The organism is Oxalobacter paraformigenes (assembly GCF_000158475.2).
Lineage (GTDB): Bacteria > Pseudomonadota > Gammaproteobacteria > Burkholderiales > Burkholderiaceae_D > Oxalobacter > Oxalobacter paraformigenes.
Genome location: NZ_KI392031.1, coordinates 1,206,328 through 1,219,499 on the forward strand (window position 1 = coordinate 1,206,328; position 13,172 = coordinate 1,219,499).

Below are 13,172 nucleotides of genomic sequence, written 5' to 3' on the forward strand. Positions count from 1 at the left end.
GGTTAAATGTCATGATTCACAGATTCAAGGAAAACACCGTGTATGGCGGCGAAACGCTTTTCGGCGGCTGCGGCTGTCTGGAAAGAAACAAGATTGTAATTCTGAAGAGAACCAAGGGCTGGCTTGTCTACAAACAGCAGTTCCACAACAAAATCCTCAAAACCAGAAGACAGTACGCATCGGGTTGGGGCGACTGTCTGGTCACCTCTTTCGACGAGTTCCACGCCTATTGCATGGAACCGGCTGTCGAACCGTTCTGAAATCGGGAAACACCTGAAAACCGCCGCTTGCAACGGCGGTTTTTTCACGCTCAGGGTGTATAAACAACCGGTTTTTTCGGCAGGCAATTCCGGATGTTTTCACTTGCCAGTCGGGAAGCCGTTTTCGGCGACAGCTTTTTCAAAAGACGATTGTACTTGGTCATTTCATCCGGATACGTCGCCCAGTGCCCGACCTTGTCCGAACCGATCATGAAGCGGTCAGGGTACTTTTCGATCAGGGCGGCCCACTTCGCCAGAGACGCTTCCGACACGGCGATGTGTTCGTCATAGACCAGCCAGGACAAATCGAAAGACAAATTCGGACAGGCTGCCAATAAACGATCCGCCTCTTCCGTCAGGGCCGGGACATCAATCCGTCTGGAAATGCCAACGTGAGCCCAGATAAACCTTGTTCGGGGATTGGCCTTCAGGGCGCGTTCCATTTCACCCGCATAAATCGGTTCGCGTTTGCTGGCCGAGGATATATTGTGATGGATCAGCACAGGCAACTGATATTTCGCCGCCAGCCGGTACACCTTCATCAGAGCCGGATGATCCGCCCGGGGCGGTTCGCCATAAGTGAAGGCAGTCAGGTCGTCATGCCGGGACATCAGTTCGCCGATACCCTGCCAGAATCCCGGGTAGAGACGAATCAGCGTTTCGATGTACTCCGCCGCATTCAGGTCAAGCGGATTGATGCCGCTGATAAACGGGTGAAAACGCTGCCGTACGGCTTCCGGCTGTTTTTCAAGATGTTCGGCAAGAATGAAATCCGTCGCTGAAAAATAATAGGCCCGCGCATCGGTATCCAGATAATAGTCGGGGCGCACCGGATCGGCCGCACTCCACATTTTGACGATCGGCATCCCGAAAACGACAGCCTCTTTTACCCCTGCCGCATCCATTTTCCTGACCAGTTCGTCAATACCGTCCGTACGTTGCGTGAAGTCGAGATAATGCAAATGGCTGTCCCAGGCAGGATACAGCATGCCTGCTCCCGCCTGTATCTGAACACCCAGCGACAAGACAAGAATGCCGGCACATCTCCAGAACCACTTGAACATTTTGTCCCCTCCTTATAAACATCCGTTGAAGCGCCCGTGTTTCACCCCGTTTTTTTCAGGGCCAACCCACTGGAACAGACACTATAACCGGATTCATCAATAAGAAACCCCGAAACGATATATTTTTCCGAAATAGGTGCCAGCCTGTTCCGGAAACTTCCCGGCGCTTCACAGAACCGACCGGTTGAAACGATATCGCCCACCCTGCACTTTTCGCTGGCGATACCCGTCAGACGGCTGGAAGCAGGATAGCCTGTCGGGGATCGGGAACAGGGCCATAACGCCTGCCCCAAACGCTAACGAACCCTTCGGCCTGGCTCCAAACGGAAAAACACCGCTTGCGAAGGGAACGACCGTCAACCGCCTTTTCATCGAACGGATCGGCAACGCCTGCCTCCCATGCCGAATCGGAGTCGGGAGCAAGAGCGAAAATGGTGCCGTCTCCGGCATTGGCGATTCCGCCATCCATGCCGGACGCTTTCATTCTGGCAACGCCCCTGCCAACGGCATACGCCTTGATGAACGAACCGGTAACGACTTCCTCTCCTTTACCGATTCTGAGCTTATTTTCGTTTATTTCGATGCCATTTTAATCGACAAAACCCTTAACGTCAGCTATTTCCTGTTTTGAAGAAACCCTTTCAACCGTATCCGTGCAAAATCCCCGGAGCCGAAGCAGCGGCGTGACGGTTATGTCGCAAGCGCCGTGGAAAAAGGCGGAAACGAACACGCTTTTTTCAGAATCATCGCCATTGCGTCGTCAACTTCGACGAAATGGCCCGTATTTTTATTGATCCGGTCGATATAAGAGTTTTCGCTGCAAGAATGGTAGAGGCGATCGTCCCTTTCCATACCGGCAAAAAGGGCGTCGAGAACGGCATCGCCACAGGACGCCGGAATCTTAATGCGGACAGGGGCATGAAAAAAATCGGGTCCGGACTTTGTACAACAGCTCGTTCCTCGCAAAAGAACACCTGGAACCGGAAGTCCACTCCCGTTCTTTTCAAGCACTGTTTTTTCCCTGCCGTTCCGTTTCTTGTCTTCTTTCGGCAATTTCCGGTTTTTTCCCGGGCCTGATTCCTGTCCATCTTGTCAGGGTGAGCGGCTCATCCCTGCGCAAGCGGACTCATCCCGAAAACCGCGAGCGAAAACGCCATGAAAGACACTCTGACTTTTCTGGCAATACCCGTCATATTCCGGTATCGCATTCAACCTGTCATATCCAGTATTTCGGATAATGCCGGTTCTTGTTGGAGGAAAAATTGTTCACGATCACCGCTACCAGCAACATAATCAGCACGCCGATCAGAACCGGGGAAAATGCATACATCAGTCCCAGTTCGTGTACAGAAGCCCCGCCGATCACGGCAATCAGCGCCGTCGCGCCTCCCGGAGGATGGGTTGTATTCGTTATCATCATCGCGGCGATCGCCGTCGATACCGCCAGCGCGGACGCCAGAGCAGGATGATCGGGAAAAAGAGTATACGCAATCACCCCCACCAGTGCGGAAATGACGTGACCGCCGACCAGATTTCTTGGCTGCGACAGTTCCCCCATCGGCACGCCATAGATCAGAACGGCAGACGCCCCGAAAGACCCGATCAGAAAGAGATTCGCATCTCCCTGAATCCCCATGTAACGGTTCAGCCACCAGACTGCGTAAATTCCGGCAAAGCCACCTGTCCATGCCCAGAAAATTTCCGACAGCGGTTTCCTTGCCAGCGTTCTGGGACCGCCTTTCATCTTTTCAAAATACGCTTTCAGCTTCACTTTACAAAACCTTCCCTTCACTTTCCATCCATTCCGGACAATTCAAACGTGTAAAATCGTCATACCGGCCGCTGGCATCCGCCGGGCCCGTTTCCCTTTTTCGCCGATCGACCTCCGACAAATACGCGATGAAACTTTCAACCCATACCCGATACGCCATCCGCATCATTTTCGAGCTTCATCTGGCAAACTCCCCCGTGTCGATCGCCGCCCTGTCCGAACAGACCAACATCAGCCAGAAAGTCGTTGAAAACGTGCATGCCATTCTCAAACAAAACCGGATAACGGAAGCGATCATCGGCGCCCGGGGCGGCATCCGGCTTTGCAAGCCGCTTTCCGAAATCAGCCTGGGCGACATGATCGACCTGTTCGACGAAGGCGTCCGGTTCGTTGTCTGTTTCGGTAACAAATCCAACGATTGCCCCCGCCAGCGCGTCTGCGAAACCCGCTCTGTCTGGAAAACCATCTCCGGCAAAATCCGGCAGGAACTTGGCAAGGTTTCGCTGGAATCCATCCTGGACCAGTACCGCCGGGAAGCGGAAAACGAAAAAACCGTCGTCATCCGGTGTCCAAGTCGCAAGGGCGACCTGCGCTTTTAGCTCCTTTTCGGGACCGATATATTATCCTTTCCCCGCCGTCATTGCAGGATAGTCGTTATATCCTTTTTCCCCGCCCCCGTAAAAAGTGCTGCGGTCCGGCTCGTTCAGGGCAGCGTTATCCCGGATACGTTCAACCAGATCGGGATTGGCGATATATATAATCCCTGCCGAACGCCACAGCGTCGCACCAGCCTTTTTCAAGCGCCACTTCCGCCGATTCGGGCTCATCAAGCATCCAGTCGGCATGATTTCCGCTGCAATGGGTCCTGAACTGAAATTCGTCTATCTGGACAAGAGTGACATCACTGGAATGACCGGTACTCATTTTCGCCTCCGTTCATTTATCGCCAAAAAACCGCTGACTCAACCTTACCAAGGTTCAGGAAACGAAAAAACCCCTTTGCAAAGGGGTCTTTCCGCGGGCGTCGTATCCGTGTAGCGAAAAATTTTCCTTTGAAAATCAGAAAAATAAAGAAGCGTTCTGGCGGCAACGCCTTACCTTCCGGGACATTCCCCAAACCTGTCCGGCTTTTTTACCGTTCCGGGAACTTTTCCCCGGTTTTTGTGGAAAAGCCTGTGAAAAAACGGACAAATCCATTACGAATCACGAACCTGGCTTCCCTGCCTTTCAAACAGGCAAAATGAAAGAAAGCGGCCATACAGGTATTCCCCGTTTTCCGGAAAAAGTTTCCTGTTTTTGCTTTTCTCTGCAAAAACGCAGTCTGGCAGTACCCTGCCACAGGCCGTTCCTCTCGGGAACAGGACATGATTACCGCTTACCTGTCTGCCCCGGATTTCATTGTTTCGCCCCGTTGGGCCATACCGCTATTCCATTCCGATATGGCCGCCTGTTTTTCCCTTTATCGGCCACATGAAGCCCTGACGGGTCATTCAGCTAATCCCGCAATCCACTGAAAATATTTCCACTCTCCCGGCATCGAAAGGGAATGGCATTCACTTCCAGCCTTTTTGCCGGCTTTTTCCACAAAAAACCTGTTCTCCCAAAGGGATTCTCCATCAGGCTATCCGTTTCTCCCGGAACCGGAAGCGTGCGGAAAATAATATGTTTCATCAAAAAGCGTCAATTCTGTCGTCTGCTTGCTGGCCCTGCCAGACGCGCTTCCCAGGATTCGATTTTTCCGGATTCCAGACGGTTCAACAGGGTTTTCCGCCATCTCTCGGACAACCCTTCCGTTTCCGACAGGCGCAGCCAATCCTCCCTTTTTTTCGAAGGAGCCCGGTTCTCATCCCCGAACATAAGAGACATGACTTCATGAACGCTTGCCCGGCTGACCCGTTCGGCAAACCGGAACGGCAGCGCGGCCCCGACCGTTCCCGGCTGGAGAACCCGGTAAAGCCAGCCGCACCGGGCATGCTGCTGCATGAGCAGCGCAAGACCGTCGCATCCGGTGCGCCGGCTCAATTTGTAACAGGGAGAGCGCGGCTGGCTGATCTGGATTATCGCATCGCCCCACCTGAAAATATCCCCGATACAGACATTTTTCTCGTGCCAGCGACTGTCCGACAGATTTTCTCCAAACAGCGCCGGCCGGAAAAGGTCGCGCTTTTCCGGATAACGGTTTGCCCACCAGACGTAATGAATGGAAGGATAGTGCAGCAAGGCCCGTTCGGTACCGCCATGAATTTTCGGCGAAGCCTGCTCATCTCCTTCCAGACCCGTTGCACCCAGCCACAATTCCCCGAACACTTCCGACTTGAATATGGCACTGGGAAAACCCATTTCGGTTTCCTGCGTTCTGCCGGTAAAAACCCTCATCATTCCCACCCGGAATCCCCAAATAACGCCTTTTATTTTTTGTCCGCAACCGGACACTGCCAATGACCGGTGAAGCGAAACCCCTGAAAAAATCTTTTATCCTCTCACCATGAAAGCGAAACGCAAGACGAACAACAGGCAAAGCACAACCGTCAGAAAACGAATCCGCTTCATCCTGCCCATCAAAAGCTGGATCAGCACATACGTTATCAGCCCGAAAGCGATGCCGTTGGCAATCGAATAGGTAAACGGCATGAAAATGGCCGTGATACAAGCCGGAATGGCTGCCGTGACATCGGAAAAATCCACCTCCCTGATCGCCCCCATCATCAGCACCCCGACAAAAATCAGGGCCGGCGCCGTAGCGGCTGTCGGAATCACGGTAATGAACGGAGCGGTAACCAGCGCCGCCAGAAACAGCAATGAGGTCACCAGAGCCGTCAGGCCCGTCCTGCCCCCTTCGGCGATTCCTGTACTCGATTCCACAAAAACCGTCGCCGTGGACGACCCGACACAGGCCCCGACGGTCGTGGCGACGGCATCGCACATCATGGCTTCTTTCATGCGCAGCGGTTCGCCGTTTTCATCCAGCATGTTCGCCTGTCTTGCCGTTCCGAGAAGAGTGCCGACCGTATCGAACATATCCACCAGAGAAAAGGAAATGACGATCATGGCCAGAGTCAGGATAACTTCAACCGGACTGGATACATTTTTGAAAAGTCCGGAAAAATCCATCTGGAAAAAGGAAACTTCCCAGAAATCCCGCATCTGCTGCCCCGGATTGAACGAAAAATCGTGAAAAGTCGTCAAACCGAAAGGAATGCCGACCAGTGTGGAAACCAGAATGCCGATAAAAATCGACCCCCTGATCCGGCGCGCAAACAAGGCAGCGGTAACCACCAGTCCGATCAGGGCAACGAGAGCCGAAGCGATCATCCGGTGATAATCTTCGACCGGATATTTCAAACCGCCTGCCATCACCATACCCGCTGCATCTCCCGTATGGTTCCACAGCGAAAAATCGATCATGCCGACGAAGGTGGCGCCGTTTGACACCACAATCGACGCGTTTTCAAGGCCGATCAATGCCAGAAACAGCCCGATGCCCGCCGTGATCGCCGTTTTGACCGGCGCGGGTATCGCCCTGATACACGCCTCCCTGAAACCGATTGCCGTAATGACAATGAACAGAACGCCGGAAATAAAAACCATGGCCAGCGCTTCCTGATAGGAATATCCCATTCCCAGTACGACGGTATACGCGAAAAAAGCGTTCAGGCCCATGCCGGGAGCCTGCGCAAACGGCAATCTGGCATAAACCGCCATCAGAAACGACCCGAAAAAAGCGATCAGACAGGTCGCGAAAAACACGCCGTTGGCAATCTGCGCGGCATATTCCGTCTGTTCCCTGATCACAAAAGGCGCCGAGAGAATCTGGGGATTGACGACCAGAATATACGCCATGGCAAAGAAAGTCGTGAATCCGGCAAACACCTCCGTACGCACATTCGTGCCGTTTTCATCCAGCTGAAAGTAACGGTTCAAAAAACCCTGTTTCCCGCCATTCGGAAAATTCGCCGCCAACATGCCCTCCTGAAATGCTAAAGTCACCCATCCGGAAAAAACACTGACCGGATTATCCCAGAATTTTCTTTCCTGAAACATACTTCCGGCGGATACAGCGGTCATCCCCCAGATAAACCAGCCGGGAAAGCCGGTCTTCCGGAGCCAGTTCCCCTGTTGCAGGCAATGACCTGTCGTCAAGCACAAGCGCGTCGAATTCATAGCCCGCCTCAAAACTGCCGACCTTGCCGAAAAACGCGCCGCCTCCCTTCGTCGCCAGATAAAACGCTTCCGTCAGGGAAAGCGGCCTTTGGCTATCGTCCTGCAGACGGAAACGCAACTTGGAAACCTGAATGGCGTCACTGATTCCCCTGAACCCCGAAAGGGAAAACCCGCCGGCGATATCGCTTCCCAGTCCCATGCGAAGCCCGCTTTCCAGATACGCTTTGGCCGGCGCGATCCCCGACGACAGATTGACGTTCGACTGGGGACAATGCGCGATGAAAACGCCCCGCTTCCCGATCAGTTCCACTTCATCGGCCGATGAATAAACGCAATGCGCCATGACAGTCGGCCCGTTACTGCCGAACAGGCCGAACCGGTCGTAAACGTCTCCGTAAAAGCGGCAATCCGGAAAAAGCGACTTCACCCAGGCGACTTCAGCCGGACTTTCGGACAGATGCGATTGCAGGGGAAGCGCATGTTTCTGCTGCAAATCGCCCAGCGCCGCCATCAGTTTTGCACTGCACGCGGGCGCAAACCGGGGCGTCAGAATGGGAAAAACGTTCCGGAATTCTGCCCGGCTTTGCATAATCCATCTTTCCGTTCCGGAAAGCGAGACCGCCGTGCTTTCGCAATAATAGTCCGGACTGTTCACATCCATGTTGACCTTGCCAACAGCCGCCACCAGCCCTGTTTCTTCCAGCATTCTCATCAGAAGGAGCGTCGCGTCAGTATGAATCGTCGCGAAAATACAGGCCCGTGTCGTCGCGGATTTCTTCAGATCGTCTGCAAACAGGCGATACGCTTTTTCGGCATACGCCAGATCGGCATAACGCGCTTCTTCGGGAAAAGTGTATTCCCGCAGCCAGTCCAGCAATTCCCGATCCATGCCGAGTCCGCGAAAGGCGTATTGTGGAGCGTGCAAATGGAGATCGGCCAGTCCGGGAACGATCAGGCCGTTTCCGCAATCGACAACATCAATACCGGCATATTTTTCCGGAAGAGCGGGAAACGTTCCGGCAACCCGGCCGTTTTCGCAAACAAGAAAATGCCGGGGGAGGCATACCATCCGGGACGGGGAAGGCGTGTAAAGCAGATTCCCCTTTACGGCAAACGTTTTCATTCCAGCCATCCCTTTCGATTCAGTCGGTTTCGGCGAACCATTATAAACGGCCCGTGCCAGACCGGCTGCCCGGAAAGAAAAAGACCTTATTCCATTTTGAGTCTCATCGCATTGATCGCCACGATAACCGTACTGGCCGACATGAAAATGGCGCCGACAGCCGGACTCAGGACAATGCCGACCGGCGCGAGAATTCCGGCCGCCAGAGGAATAGCCACAATATTGTAGCCTGCGCCCCACCAGAGATTCTGGACTATTTTTTCCGACGTGTTTTTCGCGAGATTGAGAAAATGAACGATATCGTAAGGATTGCTTTTGACCAGAATCACATCCGCCGAATCAATCGCCACATCCGTGCCGGCCCCGATAGCGACCCCGATATTGGCTTTTGCCAGCGCCGGCGCGTCGTTCACCCCGTCGCCCACCATCATGACCGGCCTGTTTTCCCGCCGGTATGATTCGATCACTTTTTCCTTGTCCTGCGGGAGCAGACCCGCATGGAATTCGGTAATGCCGACCTGTTCGGCCACTGCTTTCGCAAAGCCTTCATTGTCGCCGGTCAGCATGACCGGTTCAATCCCTCTGCTTCTCAGCGCTTCCACCGTTTTTCTCGCTTCCGGCTTGATTTCATCCCCTTCCGCCACCAGCCCGACCACCTTTTCGTCCGCAAGCAGATAGCTGATGGAATTGCCCTGTCTCGACAATTCGCTGAATTCGTTTTCGCTGTATGGAAGTCTTTTGCTGTCCAGATAGGCGGCCGTTACGATTTCGACTTTCCTGCCGTCCACGACCCCTGACAGTCCGGTTCCTCCCATGGTTTTCACGTTCGAGGCAAGCGGTACAGTCAGGTTTCTGCTCCGTGCGCTCTCGAGAATACCCGCCGCCAGAGGATGGCTGGATTCCCGTTCCAGCGCCGCCATCGTCTCCAGCACCCTGTCGTCGCTCCAGTCGCTATCCAGCGACTTGACGGTTCTTACGGCAAAATTGCCTTCTGTCAGTGTTCCCGTCTTGTCCATGGCGGCGACCCGGATTGCTTTCGCTTCCTCAACAGCATGGCGATTCCGGATCAGAAGACCGTGACTGGCCGCCAGCGACGTCGAACGGGCTACCACCAGCGGTATCGCCAGTCCCAGCGCATGCGGACAGGCAATAATCAATACCGTCACCAGCCGCTCCAGCGCCATATCGATATCCCGCGTTATCAGGAACCAGACGACAAAAGCGGCAATGCCTGCACCCAGGGCGATATAAAAAAGGGCCCGCGCCACCTTGTCCGACAGATTTTCCGCTTCCGATTTCTCTTTCCGGGCGTCCCCCACCAGTTTCATCACCTGCGCCAGATAACCCGACTCGCCTGTCCCGGTCACCCTGACGGAAATCGTGCCGTTGCCGTTGATGGAACCGCCGATCACCTTGTCGCCGTTGCTGACAACGACCGCTTTCGCCTCCCCGGTCACCATCGATTCATTCACGGTCGAATCGCCTGACGCCACTGTGCCGTCCGCCGGGATTTTTTCACCGGCCCTGACCGTCACCACATCGCCAATTTTGAGGGTACTGACCGCTACATCGACGGTATTTCCGTTTTCATTGACCAGATGGGCCGTTGAGGGCAACAGCTCCGCCATTTTTTTCAACGCATCTCCCGCATCGCCGACAGCCCGCATTTCGATCCAGTGACCGAGAAGCATAATGACAATCAGGGTCGCCAGTTCCCAGAAAAAATTCATCCGGACACTATAAGTACGGTCCAGCCGATTCCAGACAAAAGCGAAGAGGCTGTAAAAATACGAGACGGAAATCCCCATCGAAATCAGCGTCATCATGGCCGGTTTCCGGTTTTTCAATTCACGAAGGGCGCCATCGAAGAAAGGCTTTCCGCCATAAAAAAACAGGAAGGTCGCCAGCGCCAGCACCACCCAGTCCGAGCCGGCAAACGAAAACTGGAACGGCAAATGCATTCCCATCATTGGAGACAGTAACAGGATGGGGATGGAAACGATCAGACATACCCAGAATTTCACCTTCAGATTGCCCATATGTCCCATCTGATCCGCATGAGCCATCCCGTCCTGCATCCCCGGCCCGCTCATGTCATGGCTGTGCATTTCCATACCCTGCATTGGCTCTTTATCGCTGGCGGAAGCGACGTTACTGTCCTTTCCCCTCCCTTGCGGGTTTTTATCTGTGTGCTTTTCCATGTCCATGCTCGTTCTCCGAAACCGTTTTTCTGTTTATGCGTTTTATCAGGCCACTGGGTGGCCTGATAAAACCCGAACCGCTTTTTTATGCAATTAGGAAACTGAACCCGTTTGGCCGATTCCGCCCACGACTCCATCAAGAAAAAGGCTGAAAAAGCGGCTGGACAAACCGCTCCGGAAAAATGTTCCGTATTGTCCAAAAGCGGCAAGCAAAAATCGGAAAAGCGTTGTATCCTTCTGTATGTATCCCGGTTGAATTCCACCCGTAACGGAGCACTGCATGAAACTGTTCGACATCATCGGCCCGGTCATGATCGGCCCTTCCAGCTCCCACACGGCGGGAGCCGTCAAAATAGGACTGGTCGCCCGCAAACTGCTGGGTGAAAAACCGGAAAAAGCCGACATCAAACTGCACGGCTCTTTCGCCATGACCGGCGCCGGCCACGGAACCGACAGGGCTATCGTTGCCGGACTGCTGGGCATCCGCCCTGACGATGAACGCATCCCCGACAGTTTCACGATCGCCCGGAAAGAAGGACTCTCGTTCGACATCGACACGACCCACATCCCCAACGCCCATCCGAATTCCACCCTGCTTTCACTGGAAGGCGAGCATGGGAAAAAGCTGGAAATCATCGCTTCGTCTCTGGGTGGCGGGCGTATTCTGGTATCCCGGATCGACGGGATCACGACCAATTTCTCAGGCGATGAAAACACGCTGATCGTTCACACGCACTACGACCGGCCCGGCCACGTCGCGCTGGTAACGGCCGCTCTGGCCAAACACGGAATCAATATTGCCACCATGCAGCTCTACCGCCGTTCCAAAGGCGGACAGGCCGTCATGGTCATTGAATGCGACGATCCCATACTGCCCGGACTGGTCGAAAAACTTTCGCAAATGGAAGGCATCCTCAAGGTGACCTACCTCAATCAAGAAAAAAAATAAGGGGCGCTTATGCCATTTCAATCCGTCAAACAGTTACTCGAACGCGCCGCCTCCGAAAACCGGCCTCTTTGGGAAACCATTTTAGAAGACGATAGCCATTCGCAAAATGTGACACGGGAAGAATCCCTGACAAGAATGCGGTATTTCTGGGAAGCCATGAAAGCCTCGGTCGAAAGTTACAATCCCAAAGACCGGTCGAACAGCGGGCTCGTGGGCGGCGACGGCGAAAAAGTCCGGCTGGCAAGCGAGGAAGGCCTCCTCTTTGGAGGCGCGTTTTTCAACGAAGTCGTTACGGAAGCCCTGAAAGTCAGCGAATGCAACGCCTGCATGAAACGTATCGTTGCCATGCCGACAGCCGGTTCCTGTGGCGTCATTCCCGCCGTACTGGTGCCGCTGGTCAATGAACGCGGCATTTCCGACGAATCCATCATTCAGGCGCTTTATGTCGCAGCCGGGTTCGGCCAGATCATCGCGACACGCTCTTCCATTTCCGGCGCCGAAGGCGGTTGTCAGGCCGAAGTGGGCACCGCGTCCGCCATGGCGGCGACCGCTCTCACCCATCTGGGTGGGGGAACCGGCCTGATGTGTTCCTATGCCTGCGCCATGGCGCTTTCCAATCTGATGGGCCTTGTTTGCGATCCCATTGCCGGACTGGTGGAAATTCCCTGCGTCCAGCGAAACGTCATCGGCGCCGTCAATGCGCTGGCCTGCGCCAACATGGCCCTTGCCGGGGTCGAACACAAAATCCCGGCGGACGAAGTCATCGACGCCATGCGGGCTGTGGGCGATTCCATGTCTTCCGACCTGAAGGAAACGGCACGCGGCGGTCTGGCAAGCACGCCGGCCGCCCGCGTCATCGTCCGGGAACTGATCCGGAAAAACCAGTTCCATTCGGAACACTGACGGGGCTTCCTGAATTCGGAAAACAACCGGCCTTCTTCAATATAACTGGCGTATCCAGTGCGGTTTGCCCCTGACCCCGCCTGTCCCGGAAGAAGAAGCCTGGCTTTTTCTTTATGCAAGGCTGTTCCCGCCTGTCGGCCTGTCCCCCGCCGGACATCAGGCGTACCGTATCACTTACACGGTCACACAGGCCGGATAACACGAACCAGAACTATCGCTCATACCGGTCCCGGAGCGTTAACCTGCTGGCCTCGCTTCCGGAAGCGGTCTGCCGCCTCCGGGGCGTTCCCGCTCTTCCAAAGACAGCGTGCTGTAACGTCTTCCTCTCCGGACAGCGTTCCCTGTTCTGCCGATCAACGCCACTCTGAATGCAACGTCAGCATATCCCCGCCGTACCGTTTAAAACGCAGGACTGTAACAGACCGGCATTTTCAGCTGGCTGGATCGCTTGCAGCAAACTCCGGTCTTGCGTCATATTTTTCCGCTCCCGATTCTTCTCCGCGCACCCGTGCTGTCCGGACTGCCTTGCCAATCTATCCGACTGCTTGCCGCAACCGGCACGTTATTCTCCCCGATCTGCCTGTTTCTGCCGGGTCGTGAACTACTGATAACGTTTCACTCGCCACCGTTCCGCTCAAAATCCATCTCGACAGGACCTGTCTGCTGCAAAGCGCCCGGTTATGCCGTTTCTTCAAAAGAGAAAAGCCTGATGCTTCACACCGGCCGAACTTCGAGAGCGG

13 protein-coding genes are annotated in these 13,172 nt (G+C 54.5%); 5 read left to right on the plus strand and 8 right to left on the minus strand.

Annotated features, from left to right (window positions below; genetic code table 11):
- The first annotated feature begins 11 nt into the window (after positions 1-11).
- Positions 12-260: a hypothetical protein gene (locus OFAG_RS09755; protein ID WP_005876348.1), complete on the plus strand. Its 249-nt coding sequence runs from the start codon at positions 12-14 to the stop codon at positions 258-260.
- 50 nt (positions 261-310) lie between these two features.
- On the opposite strand, the gene OFAG_RS09760 is transcribed toward OFAG_RS09755, so the two are convergent.
- Positions 311-1,324 carry an amidohydrolase family protein gene (locus OFAG_RS09760; RefSeq protein WP_005876346.1) on the minus strand — a complete coding sequence of 338 codons (1,014 nt, stop codon included), beginning with the start codon at positions 1,322-1,324 and terminating at the stop codon, positions 311-313.
- A 184-nt stretch (positions 1,325-1,508) separates the two neighbouring features.
- On the opposite strand from OFAG_RS09760, the gene OFAG_RS14375 reads away from it, so the two are divergent.
- The gene (locus OFAG_RS14375) at positions 1,509-1,955 is read left to right on the plus strand and encodes a hypothetical protein (RefSeq protein WP_222707655.1); all 447 of its coding nucleotides are present in this window, start codon (positions 1,509-1,511) and stop codon (positions 1,953-1,955) included.
- A gap of 59 nt (positions 1,956-2,014) precedes the next feature.
- Here OFAG_RS14375 and OFAG_RS14205 read toward each other — a convergent pair whose 3' ends face one another.
- Both OFAG_RS14205 and OFAG_RS09770 read right to left on the minus strand, forming a co-directional pair.
- Positions 2,015-2,176: an FAD:protein FMN transferase gene (locus tag OFAG_RS14205; protein WP_147617636.1), complete on the minus strand. Its 162-nt coding sequence runs from the start codon at positions 2,174-2,176 to the stop codon at positions 2,015-2,017.
- A gap of 364 nt (positions 2,177-2,540) precedes the next feature.
- A complete protein-coding gene (locus tag OFAG_RS09770; protein WP_020995218.1) occupies positions 2,541-3,116 on the minus strand; it encodes an HPP family protein in 576 nt (191 codons plus the stop codon).
- Between the two features lie 107 nt (positions 3,117-3,223).
- Here OFAG_RS09770 and OFAG_RS09775 point away from each other — a divergent pair, with 107 nt between their 5' ends.
- Positions 3,224-3,694, plus strand: coding sequence for an RrF2 family transcriptional regulator (locus OFAG_RS09775; protein WP_005876340.1), 471 nt, complete (start codon positions 3,224-3,226; stop codon positions 3,692-3,694).
- Between the two features lie 130 nt (positions 3,695-3,824).
- Here the strand turns inward: OFAG_RS09775 and OFAG_RS14545 are convergent, their stop codons facing one another.
- From OFAG_RS14545 to OFAG_RS09810, 5 genes are all read right to left on the minus strand, one after another.
- Entirely contained in the window at positions 3,825-4,019 is a 195-nt protein-coding gene (locus OFAG_RS14545; RefSeq protein WP_020995219.1) for a hypothetical protein, read from the minus strand.
- 756 nt (positions 4,020-4,775) lie between these two features.
- The gene (locus OFAG_RS09795; protein ID WP_231371692.1) at positions 4,776-5,435 is read right to left on the minus strand and encodes an MOSC domain-containing protein; all 660 of its coding nucleotides are present in this window, start codon (positions 5,433-5,435) and stop codon (positions 4,776-4,778) included.
- A gap of 132 nt (positions 5,436-5,567) precedes the next feature.
- Complete coding sequence (locus tag OFAG_RS09800) at positions 5,568-7,016, minus strand: NCS2 family permease (RefSeq protein ID WP_222707654.1); 1,449 nt, start codon at positions 7,014-7,016, stop codon at positions 5,568-5,570.
- Between the two features lie 91 nt (positions 7,017-7,107).
- Positions 7,108-8,388: an amidohydrolase family protein gene (locus OFAG_RS09805; protein WP_040720180.1), complete on the minus strand. Its 1,281-nt coding sequence runs from the start codon at positions 8,386-8,388 to the stop codon at positions 7,108-7,110.
- A gap of 77 nt (positions 8,389-8,465) precedes the next feature.
- On the minus strand, positions 8,466-10,580 hold the full coding sequence (locus OFAG_RS09810) for a heavy metal translocating P-type ATPase (protein WP_231371693.1): 2,115 nt from the start codon (positions 10,578-10,580) through the stop codon (positions 8,466-8,468).
- A 280-nt stretch (positions 10,581-10,860) separates the two neighbouring features.
- Here OFAG_RS09810 and sdaAB point away from each other — a divergent pair, with 280 nt between their 5' ends.
- Both sdaAB and sdaAA read left to right on the plus strand, forming a co-directional pair.
- Complete coding sequence (sdaAB, locus tag OFAG_RS09820; protein WP_005876325.1) at positions 10,861-11,529, plus strand: L-serine ammonia-lyase, iron-sulfur-dependent subunit beta; 669 nt, start codon at positions 10,861-10,863, stop codon at positions 11,527-11,529.
- A 9-nt stretch (positions 11,530-11,538) separates the two neighbouring features.
- Positions 11,539-12,432 carry an L-serine ammonia-lyase, iron-sulfur-dependent, subunit alpha gene (sdaAA, locus tag OFAG_RS09825; RefSeq protein WP_005876323.1) on the plus strand — a complete coding sequence of 298 codons (894 nt, stop codon included), beginning with the start codon at positions 11,539-11,541 and terminating at the stop codon, positions 12,430-12,432.
- Positions 12,433-13,172: the final 740 nt, after the last annotated feature.